At 69.2% G+C, this 19,868-nt stretch carries 19 protein-coding genes; 6 read left to right on the top strand and 13 right to left on the bottom strand.

Annotation, left to right across the window (positions count from 1 at the left end):
* The first annotated feature begins 393 nt into the window (after positions 1-393).
* A complete protein-coding gene (locus J2852_RS30635; RefSeq protein ID WP_209882978.1) occupies positions 394-894 on the top strand; it encodes a nuclear transport factor 2 family protein in 501 nt (166 codons plus the stop codon).
* Between the two features lie 57 nt (positions 895-951).
* On the opposite strand, the gene J2852_RS30640 is transcribed toward J2852_RS30635, so the two are convergent.
* The 13 genes from J2852_RS30640 to J2852_RS30700 form a co-directional block, all read right to left on the bottom strand.
* The gene (locus J2852_RS30640) at positions 952-1,557 is read right to left on the bottom strand and encodes an acyltransferase (RefSeq protein WP_209882980.1); all 606 of its coding nucleotides are present in this window, start codon (positions 1,555-1,557) and stop codon (positions 952-954) included.
* 70 nt (positions 1,558-1,627) lie between these two features.
* Complete coding sequence (locus J2852_RS30645; RefSeq protein WP_209882982.1) at positions 1,628-2,836, bottom strand: acetyl-CoA C-acyltransferase; 1,209 nt, start codon at positions 2,834-2,836, stop codon at positions 1,628-1,630.
* Positions 2,837-3,307, bottom strand: coding sequence for a MaoC family dehydratase (locus J2852_RS30650; RefSeq protein WP_209882984.1), 471 nt, complete (start codon positions 3,305-3,307; stop codon positions 2,837-2,839). It abuts the gene before it with no gap.
* 11 nt (positions 3,308-3,318) lie between these two features.
* Entirely contained in the window at positions 3,319-4,128 is an 810-nt protein-coding gene (locus tag J2852_RS30655) for an SDR family oxidoreductase (RefSeq protein ID WP_209882986.1), read from the bottom strand.
* 8 nt (positions 4,129-4,136) lie between these two features.
* Positions 4,137-5,327 carry an acyl-CoA dehydrogenase family protein gene (locus J2852_RS30660; protein WP_209882988.1) on the bottom strand — a complete coding sequence of 397 codons (1,191 nt, stop codon included), beginning with the start codon at positions 5,325-5,327 and terminating at the stop codon, positions 4,137-4,139.
* Positions 5,328-5,338: 11 nt separating this feature from the next.
* Positions 5,339-6,487, bottom strand: coding sequence for an acyl-CoA dehydrogenase family protein (locus tag J2852_RS30665; RefSeq protein WP_209882990.1), 1,149 nt, complete (start codon positions 6,485-6,487; stop codon positions 5,339-5,341).
* Positions 6,488-6,524: 37 nt separating this feature from the next.
* Entirely contained in the window at positions 6,525-7,403 is an 879-nt protein-coding gene (locus tag J2852_RS30670; protein ID WP_209882992.1) for an SDR family oxidoreductase, read from the bottom strand.
* A gap of 5 nt (positions 7,404-7,408) precedes the next feature.
* Positions 7,409-8,569, bottom strand: coding sequence for an acetyl-CoA C-acetyltransferase (locus tag J2852_RS30675; RefSeq protein WP_209882994.1), 1,161 nt, complete (start codon positions 8,567-8,569; stop codon positions 7,409-7,411).
* A gap of 59 nt (positions 8,570-8,628) precedes the next feature.
* Positions 8,629-9,681, bottom strand: coding sequence for an acyl-CoA dehydrogenase family protein (locus tag J2852_RS32285; protein WP_209882996.1), 1,053 nt, complete (start codon positions 9,679-9,681; stop codon positions 8,629-8,631).
* Positions 9,682-9,696: 15 nt separating this feature from the next.
* Entirely contained in the window at positions 9,697-10,860 is a 1,164-nt protein-coding gene (locus J2852_RS30685; RefSeq protein ID WP_209882998.1) for an acyl-CoA dehydrogenase, read from the bottom strand.
* Positions 10,861-10,876: 16 nt separating this feature from the next.
* Positions 10,877-11,644 (bottom strand): enoyl-CoA hydratase family protein, encoded by a 768-nt coding sequence (locus J2852_RS30690; RefSeq protein WP_209883000.1) that lies wholly within the window; start codon positions 11,642-11,644, stop codon positions 10,877-10,879.
* On the bottom strand, positions 11,644-12,756 hold the full coding sequence (locus J2852_RS30695; protein WP_209883002.1) for an NAD(P)H-dependent flavin oxidoreductase: 1,113 nt from the start codon (positions 12,754-12,756) through the stop codon (positions 11,644-11,646). Before J2852_RS30695 ends, J2852_RS30690 begins: the two co-directional genes overlap by 1 nt.
* On the bottom strand, positions 12,756-13,616 hold the full coding sequence (locus J2852_RS30700; protein WP_209883003.1) for an enoyl-CoA hydratase: 861 nt from the start codon (positions 13,614-13,616) through the stop codon (positions 12,756-12,758). Before J2852_RS30700 ends, J2852_RS30695 begins: the two co-directional genes overlap by 1 nt.
* Positions 13,617-13,989: 373 nt before the next feature.
* Between J2852_RS30700 and J2852_RS30705 the strand changes: the two genes are divergently transcribed.
* The 5 genes from J2852_RS30705 (at position 13,990) to J2852_RS30725 (ending at position 19,806) form a co-directional block, all read left to right on the top strand.
* Positions 13,990-14,865, top strand: a complete 876-nt coding sequence (locus J2852_RS30705; protein ID WP_209883005.1) for a branched-chain amino acid ABC transporter permease — start codon at positions 13,990-13,992, stop codon at positions 14,863-14,865.
* A 1-nt stretch (position 14,866) separates the two neighbouring features.
* Complete coding sequence (locus J2852_RS30710) at positions 14,867-16,678, top strand: branched-chain amino acid ABC transporter ATP-binding protein/permease (RefSeq protein ID WP_209883006.1); 1,812 nt, start codon at positions 14,867-14,869, stop codon at positions 16,676-16,678.
* Positions 16,671-17,390 carry an ABC transporter ATP-binding protein gene (locus J2852_RS30715; RefSeq protein WP_209883007.1) on the top strand — a complete coding sequence of 240 codons (720 nt, stop codon included), beginning with the start codon at positions 16,671-16,673 and terminating at the stop codon, positions 17,388-17,390. The genes J2852_RS30710 and J2852_RS30715 overlap by 8 nt, the downstream gene beginning before the upstream one ends.
* Positions 17,391-17,603: 213 nt before the next feature.
* A complete protein-coding gene (locus tag J2852_RS30720; protein WP_209883008.1) occupies positions 17,604-19,061 on the top strand; it encodes a DcaP family trimeric outer membrane transporter in 1,458 nt (485 codons plus the stop codon).
* 361 nt (positions 19,062-19,422) lie between these two features.
* Positions 19,423-19,806 (top strand): hypothetical protein, encoded by a 384-nt coding sequence (locus J2852_RS30725; protein WP_209883010.1) that lies wholly within the window; start codon positions 19,423-19,425, stop codon positions 19,804-19,806.
* Positions 19,807-19,868: the final 62 nt, after the last annotated feature.

Genomic DNA, 19,868 nt, shown 5'->3' on the forward strand with positions numbered 1-19,868 from the left:
TGCCGTCGCGCAGTTGCGCGATCACGTCGGCCGCGCCGCAGTCTTTGGAGAAGGTGCTCATCGAGCCACGCCAGTGTCCGTCGCAGTGAAAGGGGAAAGGGGGCGGTGCGCGCCCGGTCCGGCGCCCGCAATCAGCGCCAGGGCCGGCGCCAAGTCCGGCGCGCGGGCGCGGGGCGCGGCAGCCGCTCCCCGATGTCCTCCAGCCTCCCACCGATGCGGCGGTGCGGCATCGTCCAAAGAGACTAACGGGCCGACCGGTGCGGCAACGGCACCGCCATGGTCCGATTGGGGGATGCAACGAAACCCGCCAATCCCCTATCCCTGCCCATGCCGGGAACACGCCGAAACACGGCATCCCCGCCCATCCCGCACGGCCGATGAAGGAGAACAGACATGGCGCGACCGAAGTCGAACAGGAGCCTTGAAGAGCGGCTGGACCATATCGAGGACTATATCGAGATCATGCAGCTCATCTCCGCCTACGGGCCGGCAGCGGACGCGACCAACTTCGAGCTGATCAAGGAGATCTGGACGGAGGACTGCACCTACGAGGTCAGCGGCTTCGGCGTCTATTCCGGCCACGAGGGGTTGAGGCAGGCCTTCTACGGCGAGTTCCACCAGGGGCTGATGGCCTCCGGGTCCGGCCATCTTTCGACCATGCCGCATCTGGTGATCGACGGCGACCGCGCGGTCGCGACGCACCACGCCACCACCTACCAGCAGATCGGCGGCCAGTTCCCGGTGATCCGGCTCAGCGCCTCGCGGTGGGAGTTCGCGCGGACCACCCAGGGGTGGCGGGTCGTCAAGCGCACCAACGAACTCCTGAAGGAAAACCCGAAGGCGCGCGACCTGCTGGCGCGGGTCACGGAGGGGCCGGAGAAGGCGGCGGAATAGGCATGCTGCCACGGGCGCCCGGCCAAGCCGCCGGACGCCCGTGGCGCGACACACCCGTCAGCGGCCTTCCTTGAACCCGAGGGGGGTGACTTTCAGGTCGTCCAGGCGCGGCCGATCCGGTTCCGGCGCTGCCAGCGGCGTGCAAGGAACCATCGAGCGCGCGAAGCGGGCCGCCAGATCGACGTAGATGCCGGTGCCCCGCGTCTTGCGCGCGACCTCCCCGGCACTCAGCTCGCGGGTGACCTTTGCCGGCCGGCCGATGACGAGCGTGCGCGGCGGAACCGCCATGCCCGACGCGACGAAGGACAGCGCGCCGACGAACGCCTCCTCCCCCACCACGACGTTGTCCATCACGACCGCTCCCATGCCGACCAGGGCGTTCCGTCCGACCGTGCAGCCGTGCAGGATGGCGCCGTGGCCGATGTGCCCCAGTTCGTGAACCACCGACTCGCGGCCGGGATAGCTGTGGACGACGCAGTTGTCCTGGAGGTTGCAGCTGGCCTCCAGGATCAGCCGGCCGAAATCGCCGCGCATCACCGCGCCGGGACCGACGAAGCAGTTCGGCCCGATGATGACGTCGCCGATCAGCGTCGCGGTCGGGTGGACGAAGCTGCTCGGATCGACGACGGGCCGCAGCCCTTCGAAGGCATAGATGTTGGCCATGAAGCATCCCCTGCGGAAAATCCCCTGCTCCCCCCGCTCCCGCCGGAAGCGGGGGATGGTGGAGCGTGCCTCAGGGCACTTCGAACAGACCGGCCGCCCCCATGCCACCGCCGACGCACATGGTGACGACCGTGTAGCGCTCGCCGCGTCGGCGCGCCTCACGAAGGGCGTGACCGACCATGCGCGCGCCGGTCATGCCGAACGGGTGGCCGATGGCGATGGCGCCGCCGTTCACGTTCATGCGCTCCTCCGGGATGCCGAGCCGGTCGCGACAGTACACCACCTGGGCGGCGAACGCCTCGTTCAGCTCCCACAGGCCGATGTCGCCCACCGCCAGACGGTGCCGCTCCAGCAGCTTGGGCACCGCGAACTCCGGGCCGATGCCCATCTCGTCCGGGGCGCAGCCGACGGCCACCGCGCCACGGTAGACGCCGAGCGGAGCAAGGCCACGGCGGTCGGCCTCGCGTCGGCTCATCACCACCACGGCGGCGGCGCCGTCGGACAGCTGGGAAGAATTGCCGGCGGTGACATACTCGCCCTGCTTGACCCAGGCGCCATCCTTCCAGACCGGCTTCAGCTTCGCCAGGCTTTCCGCGGTCGTGTCGGGCCGGTTGCCCTCGTCCCAGTCGAGGGTGACGCGCTCGTGGCCGGCCGGCTTGCCTTCGACATCGAACAGCAGCTTGTCCACGGTGATCGGGACGATCTCGTCGGCGAACAGGCCGGCCTTCTGCGCCGCGGCGGTGCGCTGCTGGCTGAGCAGGGCGTAGGCGTCCTGGACATCGCGACCGATGCCGTAACGGCTGGAGACGATCTCCGCCGTTTCGATCATCGGGATGTAGGCCGCCGGGCTCCGCTCCAGCACCGCCTCGGAGCGGGCGCGGTAAGTGTTCTTGTGCTTGTTCTGGGTGAGCGAGATGGATTCCACGCCGCCCGCCACCAGGATGTCCACCTCGCCGCAGCGGATCGCGCGGGCCGCCGCGGCGATGGTCATGAGGCTGGACGAGCACATGCGGTCCAGCGTCATGCCCGGCACGCTGTCCGGCAATCCGGCGGCGGTGGCGCACAGGCGGCCGAGGTTGTAGCCCTGGGTGCCCTGCTGCGCGGCGGCGCCCATGATGACGTCCTCGACCTCGTCCGGGGCGACACCGGCGCGTTCGATGGCGGCACGCACGACATGGGCGCCCAGGACCGGCGCCTCGGTGTCGTTGAAGGCGCCGCGAAACGCCTTGCCGATGCCCGTCCGGGCCGTCGAGACGATGACAGCGTCGTTCGCGTTCATTCACTTTGCTCCATTGAGGGAATAGCGGGCCAGCACGTCGGCCACGCAGCCCGGTTTCGGCTCGCCCTCGATCTCCACGGTGATGCGCAGCGTCACCTGCACGGTCAGTTCGTCCAGCCGGTCGACCTTGGTGACCTCGCCGGCCATGCGCACGCGCGATCCGACGCGCACCGGTGCCGGGAAGCGCACCCGGTCGCAGCCGTAATTGACGCCCCAGTTCAGGTTGTCGGGCATGATCAGGTCCGGCAGGACCATGTTGATCAGCGACAGCGTCAGGTAACCGTGCGCGATGGTGGCGCCGAACGGGCCGTTGGCGGCGCGCTCCGGATCGACGTGCAGCCACTGGTGGTCGCCCGTGGCGTCGGCGAACTGGTCGATCCGTTCCTGGGTGATCGGGATCCAGTCGCTCGGGCCGACGCTGCGGCCGACGCCCGCGAGCGCCTCGTCCACGGTGCGGAAGGTGAAGGTCATGGCGGGCTCCGTTACGCGTGCTGGCTGCTGACGGACAGAACCTCGCCCGTCATGTAGGAGGCGTAGTCGCTGGCGAGGAAGACGATCACGTTGGCCACCTCCCACACTTCGGCGGCGCGGCCGAACGCCTCGCGCCGGGCCAGATCGGCGAGCAGCTCCTCGGGCGCGGACTTCTTCAGGAAATCGTGCAGGGCGATGGAGGGGGCGACGGCGTTGATGCGGATGCCGTGCTCGGCCGCTTCCACCGCGCTGCACCGCGTCAGCGCCATGACGCCGGCCTTGGCCGCCGCGTAGTGGGCCTGCTCCTTCTGCGCCCGCCAGCCGAGCACGGAGGCGTTGTTGACGATCACCCCCTTGCCGCGCGGGATCATCACCTTGAGCGCCGCCCGCGTCATGCGGAAGGTGCCGGTCAGCGTGACGTCGAGCACGCGGTGCCATTCCCCGTCGCTCATCTCGACGACCCGGCGCGAGCCGCCGAGCCCGGCGTTGTTGACCAGCACGTCGATGCCGCCCAGCCTGGCCTCGGATTCCGCCACCAGGGCGCCGACCTGTTCCTCGTTGGTGACGTCGCAGAGCAGCCCGTGCACCTCGGTCTCGCCCAGCGCGCGCAGCTGCTCCACCGCGGCGGCCACCCGGCCGGGGTGGATGTCGGCGACGACCAGGGAACGGCAGCCTTCCTCGACGCAGCGCCGCGCCGTGGCGAAGCCGATGCCGGCGCCGGCCGCCGCCGTGATGAGCACGGACTTCCCGGCGAGCAGCCGGTGTCCGGGCACGTAGGCCGGCGCAACGTTGGCCGGCGTGAATGAAGTGGTCTCGGTCATGGGTTTTCTCAGGCCTTTCCCCGAGGTTCCTTGGGCATGCCGAGCCCGCGCTCGGCGATGATGTTCAATTGGATTTCGCTGGTGCCGCCGTAGATCGTGTCGGCGCGGCTGAACAGGAAAAGCTGCTGGAGGCGCTCCCGGCGCGGATCGCCGGTCACCACGTCGGCCTCGACGCCAAGCACGTCGGCGGCAAGCTTGCCGAGGTCGCGATGCCAGTGCGACCAGTAGTACTTGTAGCCGAGGGCCTCGCGCGCCAGATCGGCCTTGCCGAAACCGGACAGCATGCGCGCCGCGTTGTAGCGCATCGCCCGCAGGCCCGCCCAGGACTGGGCGATGCGGCGGCGGATGGCGGGCTGGCGCAGGCTGCCGTTCTCCCGCGCGATCTCGACGACGAGGTCGAGTTCGTGCGCGAAGGTCATCTGCTGGCCGAGCGTCGAGATCCCGCGCTCGAACCCCAGCAGGGCCATGGCCACCGCCCAGCCGTCGCCCGGCTTGCCGACGATGTCCTCGGCCTCCGCCACGGCGCCCTCGAAGAACACCTCGTTGAATTCCTCGCCGCCGTTGATCTGGCGGATCGGCCGGATCTCGATGCCGGGCTGGTGCAGCGGCATCAGCAGGAACGACAGCCCCTCGCGCCCGACCGAGCCCTCCTCGCTGCGCGCCAGCACGAAGATCCAGTCGGACACGTGCGCCAGCGACGTCCAGACCTTCTGCCCGGTCACCCGCCATTGCCCGGTCGAGGGATCCCGCCGCGCGCGGGTCTTCAGCCCGGCGAGGTCCGAACCGGCGCCCGGTTCCGAATAGCCCTGCGCCCAGAACTCCCGCCCCGCCACGATGGGCGGCAGGTAGCGCTGCTTCTGGCGCTCGGTGCCGAAGGCCATCAGCGTCGGGCCGATCAGCCCCTCGCCGATGTGGCCCAGGCGACCGGGTCCGCCGGCGCGCGCGTATTCCTCGTGGAAGGCGATCTGCAACGGAACCGGAAGGCCGCGCCCGCCATACTCCTCGGGCCAGCCGATGCAGCTCCAGCGGCCCACCGCCAGCTCCCGTTCCCACTCCTTGCGCAGGTCCGGGAAGGCGTCGCCGTCGCCCGGCCCGCCGCGAAAGCGCAACGGCTCGAAACGGCCGGTCAGGTGCTCGTTCAGCCAGCCGGCGACCTCGCGCCGGAATCCGGCGTCCATCGTCGTGTCGTTGGCGGTCATCGGTTCCCTCGTCATGCCGGGCAGACCACGGCGGCGATGCGGTCGAGATGGTCGTCCGCGCCGCCCAGCCAGGCGCCCGAAGCCTGGGCGCGCTTGAAATACAGGTGCGGGTCGTATTCCCAGGTGAAGCCGACGCCGCCGTGCAGCTGGATCGCCTCCTGCGCGGCGAGGAACGCCGCATCGGTGGCCAGCGCCCGCGCCGCCGAGATTTCCAGCGCCGCCGCCTGCGGGTCCTCCCCGGAGGCCGCCAGCCGCGCCGCGCCCATCACCGCCGAGCGCGCGACCTCGATGCGCACCATCAGCTCGGCGCAGCGGTGCTTGATCGCCTGGAACGACGCGATGGCGCGGCCGAACTGGACCCGCTCGGCGATGTAGGCCAGCGTCCCGTCCAGCGCGCCCTGGGCCACCCCGACCTGTTCCGCCGCCAAGGCCAGCGCCGCCTCGTCGAGCGCGCGGGCGAGGCCCGCCGCGACGAGCGCCGGATCGCTGACCAGCGCCTCCGCGCCAACCGCCACGCCGTCGAGCCGGATGTCGGCGAGCGGACGGCTGACGTCGATGGTCTTCAGCGGCCGCACGGTCAGCCCGGAGGCCGCCGGCGTGACCGCGAACACCCCGATCCCGCCCCCCTCGATCCGCGCCGGCACTAGGATCAGCCCGGCCGTCGCGCCGTCCGGGACGTGCGGCAGCCGCCCGTCCAGGCGGAAGCCGGCGCCGTCCGGCCGCGCGGTGACGCCCGCGGCCACGGCCCCGGCGTCGGGCCACCACACGCCGCCCAGCGCGGACAGGCCGACGGTGGCCTCCAGCTCACCCGCCGCGATGGCCGGCAGGTACGTCTCCTTCGCCCCCGCCGTGCCGGCGTGCACCAGCAGCGGAGCGGCGAGGCAGACCGTCGCGAAGAACGGCGAGGCAAGCAGCGCCTGCCCCATCCGCTCGGCCAGCAGCGCCATGTCGAAGGCGCCCATGGCCATGCCGCCGTACTCCTCCGGCACGGCCAGGGCGCACCAGCCCAGTTCGCGCCCGATGGCGTCCCACAGCGCGCGGTCGTAGCCGCTTCCGGCCTCCGCCGCCCGCCGCAGGGCGGCCGGTCCGGCGCGCTCCGTCAGGAAGCCGACGGCGGCCTCCCGGATCATCTCCTGTTCCGACGTCAGGTCGAGATTCATGCCACTCTCTCCCCTTGCGACTTTCCTCTGGGCCGTCTCATGACCCCCAGACCTTCTGGGGCGGCCGCGCTTCGGCGAGCAGCCCGCCGACGGCATCGCCCAGCTCGGCGGCGCGCCAGCGGGCGCCCTTGTCCGTCTGCGGGCCGGTGTGCCAGCCCTCGGCCAGGGCGATCAGGCCGCCGCACGCCTCGAAGACCTGCCCGTTGACGTGGCGCGACTGCGCGCTCGCCAGCCAGGCCACCAGCGGCGCCACGTTCTCCGGCGCGTAGCGGTCGAAGCCGCCGTCCGCCGGCGGGCGCATGACGTCGGCGAACACCGTCTCGGTCATCGAGGTGCGGGCCGTCGGCGCCAGGGCGTTGGCGGTGACGCCGTAGCGCGCCAACTCGACCGCCTGCACCAGCGTCAGCGCCGCGATGCCGGCCTTCGCCGCCGAGTAGTTGGCCTGCCCGACCGACCCTTGCAGGCCGGCGCCGGACGAGGTGTTGATGATGCGCCCGTCCACCGCCTCCCCGGCCTTGCTGCGGTCGCGCCAGTAGCGGGCCAGCCGGTTCGCGATGCAGAAGTGGCCGCGCAGATGCACGTTCATCACGGCGTCCCACTCCTCGTCGCCGAGGTTGAGGAACAGGCGGTCGCGGCAGATGCCGGCGTTGTTGACCACCGCGTGGACGTCGCCGAAGGCGGCGATGGCCTGGGCGACGATGGCGTCGGCGCCGACCATCCGGGTGATGTCGTCGCTGTTGGCGACGGCCTTGCCGCCCGCCGCCGCGATCTCGGCGACGACCGCCTCGGCGGCCTCCGCACGGATGTCGTTGACCAGCACGGCGGCGCCCTCGGCCGCCAGTTCCAGGGCGTAGGCGCGTCCCAGACCGCCCCCCGCGCCGGTGATGATGACGGAGCGCCCGTCGCAGATGCCCATGGTTCTCACAGCCTCTCGATGATGGTCACGTTGGCGGTTCCGCCGCCCTCGCACATGGTTTGCAGCCCGTAGCGGCCGCCGGTGCGCTCCAGCTCGTGCAGCAGCGTGGTCATCAGCCGCGCGCCGGTGGCACCCAGCGGGTGGCCCAGCGCGATGGCGCCGCCGTTGGGGTTGGTGCGGTCGGCCGGGTAGCCGGTCTCCTTCAGCCACGCCATGACCACCGAGGCGAAGGCCTCGTTGAACTCGACCGCGTCGATGTCCTCCCAGCGCATCCCGGCCAGCGTCATAGCCCGCTTCGTCGCGGGGATGGGCGCCGTCAGCATCCACACCGGGTCGTCGCCGTAGACGCTGAGGTGGTGGATGCGGGCGCGGGGCTTCAGGTCGTAGCGGCGCAGCGCCTCCTCGGACACCACCAGCAGCGCGGCGGCGGCGTCGCAGGTCTGGCTGGAGGTCGCGGCGGTGATCTTGCGGCCGGGCAGCAGCGTCTCCAGCGTCGCCATCTTCTCCAGCGAGGTCTCGCGCGGGGTCTCGTCGCGCGTCACGCCTTCCAGCGGCACGATCTCGCGGTCGAAACGTCCCTCGGCGGCGGCGCAGCGGGCGCGCTCATGGCTTTCCAGCGCGTAGGCCTCCATCTCCGCGCGGGAGATGTCCCAGCGGTCGGCGATCATCTCGGCCGAGTCGAACTGCGAGACCGCGCCGTCCCCGAAGCGGGCGCGCCAGCCGGCGCTGCCGGTGAACGGGTCGTCGAAGCCGAACGCCTGCCCGGCGGTCATGGCCGAGGAGATCGGGATCTGCGTCATGGTCTGCACGCCGCCCGCGATCACCACGTCCTGGGTGCCGCTCATCACCGCCTGCGCGGCGAAATGCACGGCCTGCTGGGAGGAGCCGCACTGGCGGTCCACCGTCACGCCGGGAATGGTCAGCGGCAGGCCGGCGGTCAGCCAGGCGGTGCGGGCGATGTTGCCGGCCAGCCCGCCGATGGTGTCGACGCAGCCGAAGATGACGTCGTCGTAGTCCTCGGCCGGGATGGCATTGCGCTTGACCAGCTCGCCCAGCACGAAGGCGCCGAGGTCCGCGGGGTGGAGGTGGGACAGGCCGCCCTTGCGCCGTCCGGTGGGCGTGCGCAGGGCGTCCACGATGTAGGCTTCGCGCCGCGACGCGGCCATGGCGATGCTCCGTGATGAATGGCTTTGGGGATTGGGATGGGCGCGGTCCGGCGGGCCGCTCAGGACGCCGCCGCGAACAGGTCGCCGGGATCGAGGCCGCCGGCCCGGTCGACCACGAAGTCGGACACCCGCGCCTTGTGGAAGCGGCGGGGACCCCAGGCGCCGTCCAGCGCCCAGATCCGCTTCATGAAGATCTGGAGGTCCAGCTCCCAGGTGTAGCCGATGGCGCCATGGACCTGGATGCCGTTGCGCGCCGCCGCCGCCGCCGCGTCGCCTGCGGCGACCCGCGCGTGCGAGACGAAGACCGGCGCCAGCGGATCGCCGTTCGCCAGGGCGTAGGCGGCCCGCTCCAGGACCGGCTTGGCGAATTCGACCAGCACGGCGACGTCGGCCAGCCGGTGCTTCACCGCCTGGAACGTGCCGATGGCCTTGCCGAACTGCTGGCGCTCGCCGGTGTACTGGGTGGACAGGTCGAGGATGCGCTGCGACAGCCCGACGAGCTGTGCGGCGACGGCCAGCGCGCCCCGGTCGAACAGGCGGGCCGCGACACGCGGATCGGCGGTCAGCCGGGTCTCGGCGCGCGGCTGCCAGCCGACCGCGAACAGCCGGCGCGACGGATCCAGGCTGCCCCGCGCCTCCAGCCGCACCTCCGAGGCCGGCACGAGGTGCAGGCCGTCGTCATGGAGGAGCAGCAGGCGGTCGGCGCGGTGGGCGTCCTCGACCAGCGGGTTGGCCGGGTGCCCGACGGCGATCCGCGCCTCACCGGCGGCGATGGCGGTCAGCAGCTCGGCGCACACCGGGTTGCCAGTATCCTCAGCGAGCGCGCCGGCCGCCAGCCACGCGGTGTCGAGCAGGGCATCCGGCAGCGCGGAATAGCCGAACTCCCGCGCCAGCGGCAGCCAGTCCACGTCGCCCAGTCCGAGCCCGCCGAGCGCTTCCGGCACCGACAGGGCCGGCAGTCCAAGCTCGGCCAGCTTCGCCGCCAGCTCCGGCGAGCGTCCGTCCTCCGTCTCCCACAGGGAGCGGATGAGCGTCGGGGTGACCTCCTTGCGAAGGAACTTGGCGACCGTATCGGTGAATTCGAGCTGGTCGTCGCTGAAGGTGAAATCCACAGGCGTCCCCCGTCTTCAGGCGCGCGGCATGCCGAGCAGGCGTTCGGCGATGATGTTGCGTTGGATCTCGTTGGTCCCGGCGTAGATCGGGCCGGCCTGGGCGAACAGGAACCCTTCCAGCCAGGAGCGCGACTCGTCGCCGCCGCCGTCCGGCAGCAGTTCGGCCTCGGCGCCCAGGATGGCCATCGCCGTTTCGTGCATGCGCTGGTCGAGTTCCGACCAGAACACCTTGGTCAGGCTGGCCTCCGCCCCGATGTGGCCGCCCTTGATCAGGCGGCTGGCCGTCGCGTAGGTGGACAGGGTGTAGGCCTCCGCACCCATCCAGGCGCGGACCACGGCGTCGCGGATGGCCGGGTCCATGTCCGCCTCGGCCCGCCGCTCGTTGTAGAGCTGGACCAGCCGGCGCGCCGTCTGCTGGAACCGCGCCGGCGAGCGCAGCATCAGCCCGCGCTCGAAACCGGCGGTGGCCATCGCCACCTGCCAGCCGGCCCCTTCATCGGCCAGACGGTTGTCCACCGGGACGCGCACGTCGTCGAAGAAGATCTCGGCGAAGCCGGGCAGCCCGTTGAGCTGGCGGATCGGCCGCACCGTCACGCCCGGCGAGCGCAGCGGCACCAGCAGGAAGGTCAGGCCGCGATGCCGGCTCGACGCCGGGTCGCTGCGGAACAGGCCGAACAGCCAGTCCGCCCAGCGCGCGCGGGTGGACCACGTCTTCTGCCCGTTGATGACATAATGGTCGCCGTCGCGGACGGCGGTGCAGCGGATGGCCGCCATGTCGGAGCCGGCGCCGGGTTCCGACCAGCCCTGCGCCCACACCTCCTCGCCCGACGCCATGGCGGGGAGGAAGCGGCGCTTCTGCTCCTCGGTGCCGTATTCCATCAGCGTCGGGCCGAGCAGGAACAGGCCATTCTGGTTGACCCGCGCCGGAGCGCCGGCCCGCCAATACTCCTCCTCGAAGATCAGCCACTCGATGAGGTCGCAGCCCCGGCCGCCGTAGGCCTTCGGCCAGGTGACCATGCCCCAGCCGCCATCGCTGAGGGTCCGTTCCCAGAGGCGGTGCTGGGTGAAACCGGCCTCCGTGTCGAAATCCTCCAGCGGTTCCGCCGGAACGTTCGCTTCCAGCCACGCCCGGACCTCGGCGCGGAACGCACGCTGGGCCTCGGTGAAGTGCAGACGCATGCTTCGCCCTCCGCGCTCAGGCCTTGGGTCCGGCGTCGAAGCGCGCTTCGCGCTTCTCGACGAACGCCTGCCGGGTCTCGGTGGAATCGGCGGTCTGGTAGGCTTGCAGGGTGAAGCCCTGCTCCCAGCGGTACTTGTCCTCCAGGTTGCCGTCCTCGACGCCGTTCAGCGCCTCCTTGGCCAGCCGGACCATCGCCGGGCTCTTGGAGGCGATGGTGCGCGCCATGGCCAGCGCGGTCTCGCGCAGCTCCTCCAGCGGCACGATCCGCTCCACGGCGCCCAGGCGGTAGGCCTCGGCCGCGTCGATGCTCTCGCCGGTGAAGTACATGTGCCGGACCTTCTGGACCGGGAACATGCGTTGCAGATGGGCGCCGCCGCCCATGGCGCCCCGGTCGATCTCCGGCACGCCGAAGCTGGCGCAGGGTGCCGCGACGATGATGTCGGCGGCGCCGCAGATGCCGATGCCGCCCCCCAGCACGAAACCGTGCACCGCGACGATCACCGGCTTCAGGGCGCGATGGACGGCGCGGAAGGTGGCGTAGTTGCCGGCGTTCACCGGCACGATGCGGTCCGGGTGGGCCGCCAGTTCCTTGATGTCGACGCCGGCGCAGAATCCCCGCCCCTCGCCGCGGATCACGATGACGCGGACCGCGTCGTCTGCCGCCAGACGGTCAATCTCGGCGGCCAGCGCGAGCCAGCCGGCGCTGTCCAGCGCGTTGACGGGCGGCCGGTCGATCACCAGCTCGGCCACGCCCTCGGTGGTGGTGCTGTGGAAGGGTGCCATTATGCGTTCCCAAGTGTGACGTGGTCGGTGTTCACATGCGTGCGCGCCAGGGCGTCGAGACGGGCGGAGGCTTCCTCGACGATGCGGCGGATCATCTCCTCGCAGCTTTCCAGCCGGTCGATGACCGCCGCCGCCTGCCCGCCCGGCAGCACGCCCGCGTCGGCGTCGCCCTGCACGATGGAGCGCTGGATCAGCATCGGGGCGTTGGCCGCCATCACGGTCTGGGCGAAGCCCATGTCCTCGCCGCTCGCCGCGCGCCACGCCAGCGCTCCCATCTGCGGCAGGGTCATGCCGTTCTGCCGCCCCCAGGTCAGCGCGTGGCGCACGCTCGCCGCCAGGCGGGCCGCCCGGCTCATGCCCTCGATGCGGCGGAGTGCGGGGTTGTCGATCATCCGCTGCGGCAGGCCGTCCACGGCGGTGGACACGCGGACCAGCGCCGGGTCGCGCACGGCCACGTACCGTTCCTTGACCGTGCCGGGCACCGGCGAGTCGGTGGTCATCAGGAAGCGCGTTCCCATGGCGATTCCGCTCGCCCCGTAGGCCAGCGCCGCCGCCAGACCGCGCCCGTCGAAGAAGCCGCCGGCGGCCACCACCGGAACCTTCACCGCGTCCAGCACCTGCGGCAGCAGGATCGAGGTCGGCACCGATCCGGTGTGGCCGCCGCCCTCGCCGCCCTGCACGGTCACGATGTCCGCGCCCATCTCCACCGCCTTCACCGCGTGCTTCACGGCGCCCACGGTGGGCATGCACAGCACGCCCGCGTCCTTCAGGCGCCGGATCGTCGCTGCGTCGGGGCCGCGTCCGTAGCTGACCGCGCGCAGCCGGTAGCGGATCGCCAGATCGACCACCTGCATGGCGTTCGGCTGGAACATGTGGAAGTTGATGCCGAAGGGCCGGTCGGTCAGCGACTGGACCTTGCGGATCTCCGCTTCCAGCTTGTCCGGCTCGATGGTCGCCCCGGCCAGGAAGCCGAACCCGCCGGCGTTCGACGTGGCGGCGACCAGCCGGGCGTCGGCCACCCAGCCCATGGCCGTCTGCACGATGGGATGGCGGCAGCCGAGGCGCTCGCACAGGACGGTGCGCAGATCGACGCTCATCGCTTCGACGGCCATCACTGGCCCTCCCGCTGCGACTGGGCCATGCTGCGGGCGTTCTGGCCGGCGAGCAGGTCGCCGGAGACGAGTTGGTTGTGGGCGTGCGCGAAATGGTGCCACGCGAAGGCCGCGTCCATGGCCGTGCGCTTGCCGCGCAGATCCTCCACATGGTTGATCGCCTGCTTGGTCAGCGTCAGGCCGAGGCCCGGCATCTCCGCCAGACGGGCGGCGACCGCGTAGGTCTCCTCGGCCAGCCGGTCCAGCGGCGCGACGCGGTTGACCATGCCCACGTCGTAGGCGCGGGCGGCGCTCATGCGCTCGCCGAGGAACAGGAACTCCTTGGCAATCCGGGGATGCATCTCGAAAGCGTGGGCAAAGTATTCGACGCCCGGAATGCCCATGCGCACCACCGGGTCGGCGAAGAACGCGTTGTCCGCCGCGACGATCAGGTCGCACACCCAGGCGAGCATCAGGCCGCCGGCCACGCAGGCGCCCTGCACCATGGCGATGGTCGGCTTCGGGATTTCCCGCCAGCGCCGGCACATGCCCAGGTAGACTTCCTGCTCGCGGGCGTACTGGAACTCGCCGCCCGGCTTGCCGACGTGATCGTACCAGAGGTGGACGCGCGGGAAGGACTGGTTCACGTCGCGCTCCGGCGTGCCGATGTCGTGCCCGGCGGAGAAGTGGTCCCCGGCACCGCGCAGCACGATGACCTTGACCGCGTCGTCATCGACGGCACGCCGGAAGGCGGCGTCCAGGGCGTAGGTCATCTTCGAGTTCTGCGCGTTGCGATACTTCGGCCGCGTCATCGTGACGGTCGCGACACCGTTCGCCGCCTCGTACTGAACCACGTCCGCGACCGGCTGCCCGTCTTCCATCCTTCGCCCTCCCCGCTCAATCGTTCCCATCGACACCCGCGAGCCGCCGTCGAAAGGCCGCCGCCCGCAGTATCAAGAGTTGCAGCATCCAGACACTTCGCTATCGCAGCATCGTCCAAATGAATTAGCCGCGGCAAGTCCATGCGAAATCCCGACTTTCCCAACCAGTCCTCGGGAACCAAGGCTCTCGCGTAGTCTCTTCAGACGATGCGTTGCCGCTTGCGTAATAATATTCTAAGCATTCTCCAAACAGAAATCACACGGTGCTGAAAATTGTTTGAAGATGAGCTTTTTTCTCGCGTCGCGCGCAATGCTGCGCCCGCGATCTCATCGCAGGAATTCTAGCCGCGATTAATGACAGGCGAGTGGAACGATGGATGAACTGGCAATCATTCTGGTCCGAGGACTCTCGACCGGTGCCATATTCTCGTTGATAGCAATGAGCTTCAACGTAGTCTACAGCTCCAGCGGCGTACTTAACTTTGCGCAAGGCAACATGCTCGTTCTTGGCGGGCTGGCGGCGCATCTGCTTCTCGACTCCACCAGCGTCGGTTCCTGGTTTGCCATGCTTCCCGTGGCCGCCATCGCCATCGGCGCCGTCATGACCGTGCAGGGGTACGTCACGCTTCTGCCGATGCGCTTTCAGCAGCACAGCGAATCGTGGCTGATCTCCACCATGGCCGTGTCGGTCATCATCGGCGCCACGATGCTGCTGCTGCAGGGCCCGATCGCCCGCGAGGTGCCCAGCGTGTTTCCCAGCTTCCGCGTGTTCGGAACGCGCACGCCGGCCCCCTACGCGCTGGCTGCGGGCCTGGCGGTCGTCTGGTACGTCGCGCTGCGCTGGTTCCTGCGGCGGACCCTGACCGGGCTGGCGATCAGCGCGCTGTCGCAGGACATCGACGCGGCGCGTACCGCCGGCCTGCCCGTCCGCCGCCTCCAGCTGCTGGCCTTCACCATCAGCGGACTGATCATCGGGTCGGCGGGCTTCGTCGCGGCGCCGGTCCTGACCATCACCGGCGAGTCCGGGGTCAAGTACGTGCTGAACGGCTTCATCGCCTCGGTCGTCGGGGGCATGGGCAGCAACACCGGCGCACTGTTCGGCGGCGCGCTGCTCGGCGTCTTGACCATGATGACGACCTACCATGTCGGCGGCGAGTTCCAGAATCTGCTGGCGCTGCTTCTGCTGGTCGGCGTGCTGATGATCCGACCCGAAGGCATTTTCGGCCGCAGCTCGGCACGGCGGGTGTGACATGAGCCAACCGCTTCAAGAAACCAAAGGGCTCGCCATGGCGGCAGTGACTGACAGCGGCACCGCCGAGCGGCCGGCGCGGCTGAATTCCGACGCGCTTCAGATGATCGTGGGAATCCTGGTCATCGCGCTGACCACCTTCATCCCCGAACTGGCCGGAAACCCGTACTGGAGCCACACGTTCCAGCTCGTGAACCTGTTCATCGCGGTCTCGATCCTGCAGAACATCCTGCTGGTGGATGCCGGCCAGGCGTCCTTTGGGCAGGGCGCCATCTTCGGTATGGCCGCCTATATGGTCGGCATCGCCTTCGGAACGCACGAGATCGGCTATGCCGCCGCGTTCCTGTGCGGCGTGCTGGCCGCGCTGTGCGGGGGGCTGCTGTTCGCGCTGCCGTCGCTGCGGGTGCAGGGGTTCCACCTCGGCTTCGTAACGCTCAGCGCCGCCATCGTCTTCCCCGAGATCCTCGTCGCGCTGAACGACTGGACGAACGGCATCAACGGCATCTCGCTGTCCTTCTCCTGGCTGAAGGAGCCCGGCACGCTGGGGGTTTCGCCGCTGTCGCTGATGATCGCGGCGACCGGCGCCGCCGCCCTGATTCTCCAGGTGGGCTTGCGGCGGACGGTGCTGGGCCGCCGGATGGTCGTCGCCGCGCTCAGCCCGGAGGCGGCGCAGTCGCTCGGCATCAGTCCGGGCCTGATGCGCGCCGTCGCCTTCCTGATCGTCGCCGCCGGCACCGGCGTCGCCGGCGCGCTCTACCCGGCGGTGGTCGGATTCGTCAGCCCCTCGGCCTTCAAGTTCGACCTATCGATCCTGTTCTTCTTCGCGATCATCGTCGGCGGCCGGGGCCAGCCCATGGGGCCGATCGTCGGGGTGTGGCTGCTGTATCTCCTGCCAAACATCCTGCTCGCCGAGTTCGTGCACTACCGGCTGCTGGCCTATGGCTTCGTCACCCTGCTGGTCGTGCTGATGTTCCCGGACGGCATCGTCGGCTGGCTGGAGAAGCTGCGCGTCAACCGGCAGCGGTCGCGCCGCGATGGACCGATCCTGCACCTGGACCAGCTTTTCAGCGGCCGCGAGGCGGCGAACAAGGAACCGGGCGAGCGTTCGGCCATCGAAGTCCGCCAGGGCTACAAGGCGTTTGGCAAGGTGGTGGCGCTCGACCGCGTGGACCTCACCGTCCGCGAGGGCGAAATCCACGGCCTGATCGGCGCCAACGGTTCGGGCAAGACCAGCCTGTTGAACGTGCTGACGGGACTCAGCCGGATCAACGGCGGCACCGTCCTGGTCAACGGCACCGACATCTCGGGCCTGCCCGCCCACCGCATCTCGGCGCTGGGGCTCGGTCGCACCTTCCAGAAGCCGCGCATCTTCCCGTCCCTGTCCATCTGGGGGAACGTGCAGATCGGCCTGGACGGGCGCGGCGGCGACCACACGCAGCCGTCGGCCCTGTCCATCGACACGCTGCGGGACGAACTGGAAGGCCGCAGCGCCGACTGGCTTCCGCACGGCCAGCGCCGTCTGGTCGAGGTGATGCGCGTGGTGCTGAAGGAAGCCAACATCCTCCTGCTGGACGAGCCGGCCGCCGGCCTGTCGCCGGACGAGCGGCGGGAGTTCGCCAACCTCCTGCGCAACGTCAGCCGTCGGCTGGGCAAGACGGTGGTCCTTGTCGAGCACGACCTGGATCTCGTCTGGGACGTCGCCGACCGCATCACCGTGCTCGACGCCGGCCGCGTCATCGCCACCGGGACCCCGACCGAAGTCGCCCGCAACCCCGCCGCCCAACCCCTTTTCGTCGGATCGAAGCATGCTTGAGGTCGAAGGCGTTCATGCCGGCTACGGCAACATGCCGGTTCTCCGGGATGTCAGTTTTTCCGTGGCGCCGGGCGAAATCATCCTCATCGCGGGCGAGAACGGCGCCGGGAAATCCACGCTCCTGCGCACCATCGCCGGCTTCATCACGCCCGACCGCGGCTGCGTCCGCTTCGACGGACGGGACATCGCGGCCATGACGCCCGAGGCGATTTCGCGCTCGGGCCTGCGGCTGGTCCTCGACGGCCACCGGGTGTTTCCGGAGATGTCGGTCTACGACAACCTCCGTCTGGGGGCCGCCGCGCACAGGATCAGCGCGGCGGAGTTCCGGCGCAGCGTCGACAACATCTTCTCCGTCTTTTCCATCCTTGCCGAGAAGCGCGCCAGCTACGCCCGCGACCTCAGCGGCGGCCAGCAGCAGATGCTGGCGCTGGCGCAGGCTTTCGTCGCGCAGCCGAAGGTCCTTCTGTGCGACGAACCCTCGCTTGGCCTCGCGCAGGCGCTGCTGCCGCCCATTCTGGCGTTCCTGAAGAAATGGGCGGAAACGGGCACCGCCATTGTCATCGTGGAGCAGCACATCGACATCGCGCTGTCCGTCGCCGACCGGGCGATCATCATGGAACGCGGCGCCACGCGCCTGACCGGCTCGCCCGACGAGCTGAAGCAGGCTCTCAAGATGAAGGACGCCGAACCGGTGACGTCGGGAAATGGATAATTTGTCCGCCAAATAATCCATTCGGGTTATGCGGCGCCAATCATCCATCCCTATCATCGTCACTGCAATCAAGCAGCCAAATCCAAGCCGCGCTGTCTGGCGAGCTCATGAAATCGTGAGCACGCACCCTTTCCTGCGGCTTGGAAGGGGGAATTCACGATCGTTTCGGCGGCGCAAACGACTGCCGAACATTGCAAATGGGGGGAGAAGCCAATGAGGAAATCAGCACAACTGGGAATTGCCGTCGGGTTGCTCACGGGTCTTCTCGCGGGGCCAGGCCACGCGGACGAGCTGAGCGAGCTGAAGGCACAGCTCAAGGCCATGTCGAAGCGCATCGAGACGCTGCAGGCGCAGCAGAAGGCGCTCGAAGGCAAGCAGGCCCGCGCCGCGGCCGCCCAGGCACAGACGGCTGCGCAGGCCCAGGCCGCTTCCCAGGCGGCCGCGCAAGCGACTGCTCAGGCCCAGGCCGCCGCCCAACCCGCCCCCGCCGCGCCGGCGGCGACCCCGGTTGCCGCGGGCAAGCTGCCCAATTCCTTCCTCATCCCCGGCACCAACACCTCGTTGCGGATCGGGGGCATGGCCCGCATGCACCTGGCCGTGGATTTCGACAGCACCATGGGCAACAGCCAGATCGTCATCGGGCCGTACACCGATGGGTTCGGCGGTATTCCGTACAACGGAACGCCGCAGAAGAGCCGCAGCGGCCAGCTCCAGTTCGAGGCCCGCGAAAGCCGCCTCAACTTCGAGACGCTGACGCCCACCGCCTACGGCGACCTGCGCACGTTGATTGAGGGTGATTTCTACGGCGCCGGCGGTTCGAAGCTGTCCACCAACTCGGTCAGCCTCCGGCTGCGCCACGCGATGGCCGAGCTGGGCCCGTTCCTGCTGGGCCAGTACTGGTCAAACTTCGCCGATCTCGGCCAGGGTCCGGACGTCTTCGACTTCGGCGGTCCTGCCGGCCTGCTCGCCACCAACCGCCTGCCGCAGGCCCGTTACACCCACGCCATCAACAACAAGTCGCAGGCCAGCATCTCGGTGGAGCAGCCGGTGCAGGATTGGAACGGGGCCAACGGCGTCACCTTCGTGGCCGGCGGCAACAACATCAGCACCAACTCCATCGACAAGACGCCGGACGTCGTTGCCCGCTACACCTACTTCGACACTTGGGGCCGGCAGTCCTTCAGCGCCGCCGGTCGCCTGCTGAACTACGACACCGGCCTGCCCCGGCAGAGCGACGACCAGTTCGGCTTCGCCCTCGGCTACCAGGGGCGCTTCAACACCGTCGGCAAGGACAACCTGTACTACAGCGCGATCTACGTGAACGGCGCCAGCCGGTACATGACGCAGATCAGCAACGTGTCGGCCATCCTCGACGGCAACAACCTCAAGAACGTGACCGGCTACGGCGGCAACATCGGCTACCAGCGCTGGTGGTCTGACCAGTGGCGTTCGACGTTCAACGCTGGCTTCACCAAGTACGACATCCCGCATCCGGGTGGCCAGTACCGCAACTTCGCCAGCGAGACCCAGTCGCTCTATGCCAACCTGATGTGGAGCCCCATCCCGCGCGCCCTGCTCGGCCTGGAATACACGTACGCCCGTATTGCCAACGACAACGGCCAGAAGGGCGACGGCCAGAGGTTGCTGTTCGCCACCCAGTTCGCCTTCTAAGTCCGCCGCATATTGCGTCCTTATCACTCGGGTCGGGGCCGTATAAGCCCCGGCCCTAATTTATTGGCGCACTGCTGAGGCTGCCCTTGTCCAGATGATCAAGGTGCGCCGAAAACGCGATGCCACCCCAGAAAGCCGGCCCGGTAATCCCCTCGGCCCAAAACGAAAAAGCCCGCCAAGTCATGGACTTGACGGGCTTTCCGATTGGTAAAGCAGCGGAGGGATTTGAACCCCCGACCGGGGGAGTATGATACCGTGAAAAACTATTATATATCAACCCTTACATGGGCGCAGTGCCATCCTGGTGCCATCGCGCCAAGACGGCGATGCAACGGCGCGCTCTTCGCACCACCGTCCGTCTATGATCCTGCCCTGGTGCGCACCGGCCGACATCGAGGCGGCCAGCACCAGAGCGCAGAAAACTATCACATGGTTTTTCAATGGGTTAAGTCGCGTTGTTGCTAAGATATTGAAAAACCTTGCGATATCGGTCCCGGCACGCGTTGATCTCTCGACGCGCAAACCAGCATCGCAAGGATTTTCAATTGGTTATCCGTTTCGTCCGTCTGTGATCCTGCCCAGCCGCACCCCAGCCGACATCGAGGACGGCCATCATCATGACCATAATGAGCATGATGATGGTTTGGCCGCTTTTCCGGCCAGAAAACAAGCGCAGCAACGCATTCACAGCAGGATGAACAGGCCCGTCCGTCTAATACTACTGTGTCATAAGTTTGGTTTCTGAAGAGGGCAGGCCTGAAGGCAGCACGGGCATCTTGGCAGTCGGCGGGCCAAACGGACGGCGAT

It is taken from the genome of Azospirillum soli (genome assembly GCF_017876165.1).
GTDB classification, from domain to species: domain Bacteria; phylum Pseudomonadota; class Alphaproteobacteria; order Azospirillales; family Azospirillaceae; genus Azospirillum; species Azospirillum soli.

What these genes read in the sequence shown, in the direction of transcription:
- J2852_RS30635 (WP_209882978.1), top strand. Translation starts at nt 394, where the DNA reads ATGGCGCGACCGAAGTCGAACAGGAGCCTTGAAGAGCGGCTGGACCAT.
- J2852_RS30640 (WP_209882980.1), bottom strand. Translation starts at nt 1,557, where the DNA reads ATGGCCAACATCTATGCCTTCGAAGGGCTGCGGCCCGTCGTCGATCCG.
- J2852_RS30645 (WP_209882982.1), bottom strand. Translation starts at nt 2,836, where the DNA reads ATGAACGCGAACGACGCTGTCATCGTCTCGACGGCCCGGACGGGCATC.
- J2852_RS30650 (WP_209882984.1), bottom strand. Translation starts at nt 3,307, where the DNA reads ATGACCTTCACCTTCCGCACCGTGGACGAGGCGCTCGCGGGCGTCGGC.
- J2852_RS30655 (WP_209882986.1), bottom strand. Translation starts at nt 4,128, where the DNA reads ATGACCGAGACCACTTCATTCACGCCGGCCAACGTTGCGCCGGCCTAC.
- J2852_RS30660 (WP_209882988.1), bottom strand. Translation starts at nt 5,327, where the DNA reads ATGACCGCCAACGACACGACGATGGACGCCGGATTCCGGCGCGAGGTC.
- J2852_RS30665 (WP_209882990.1), bottom strand. Translation starts at nt 6,487, where the DNA reads ATGAATCTCGACCTGACGTCGGAACAGGAGATGATCCGGGAGGCCGCC.
- J2852_RS30670 (WP_209882992.1), bottom strand. Translation starts at nt 7,403, where the DNA reads ATGGGCATCTGCGACGGGCGCTCCGTCATCATCACCGGCGCGGGGGGC.
- J2852_RS30675 (WP_209882994.1), bottom strand. Translation starts at nt 8,569, where the DNA reads ATGGCCGCGTCGCGGCGCGAAGCCTACATCGTGGACGCCCTGCGCACG.
- J2852_RS30685 (WP_209882998.1), bottom strand. Translation starts at nt 10,860, where the DNA reads ATGCGTCTGCACTTCACCGAGGCCCAGCGTGCGTTCCGCGCCGAGGTC.
- J2852_RS30690 (WP_209883000.1), bottom strand. Translation starts at nt 11,644, where the DNA reads ATGGCACCCTTCCACAGCACCACCACCGAGGGCGTGGCCGAGCTGGTG.
- J2852_RS30695 (WP_209883002.1), bottom strand. Translation starts at nt 12,756, where the DNA reads ATGGCCGTCGAAGCGATGAGCGTCGATCTGCGCACCGTCCTGTGCGAG.
- J2852_RS30700 (WP_209883003.1), bottom strand. Translation starts at nt 13,616, where the DNA reads ATGGAAGACGGGCAGCCGGTCGCGGACGTGGTTCAGTACGAGGCGGCG.
- J2852_RS30705 (WP_209883005.1), top strand. Translation starts at nt 13,990, where the DNA reads ATGGATGAACTGGCAATCATTCTGGTCCGAGGACTCTCGACCGGTGCC.
- J2852_RS30710 (WP_209883006.1), top strand. Translation starts at nt 14,867, where the DNA reads ATGAGCCAACCGCTTCAAGAAACCAAAGGGCTCGCCATGGCGGCAGTG.
- J2852_RS30715 (WP_209883007.1), top strand. Translation starts at nt 16,671, where the DNA reads ATGCTTGAGGTCGAAGGCGTTCATGCCGGCTACGGCAACATGCCGGTT.
- J2852_RS30720 (WP_209883008.1), top strand. Translation starts at nt 17,604, where the DNA reads ATGAGGAAATCAGCACAACTGGGAATTGCCGTCGGGTTGCTCACGGGT.
- J2852_RS30725 (WP_209883010.1), top strand. Translation starts at nt 19,423, where the DNA reads ATGATCCTGCCCTGGTGCGCACCGGCCGACATCGAGGCGGCCAGCACC.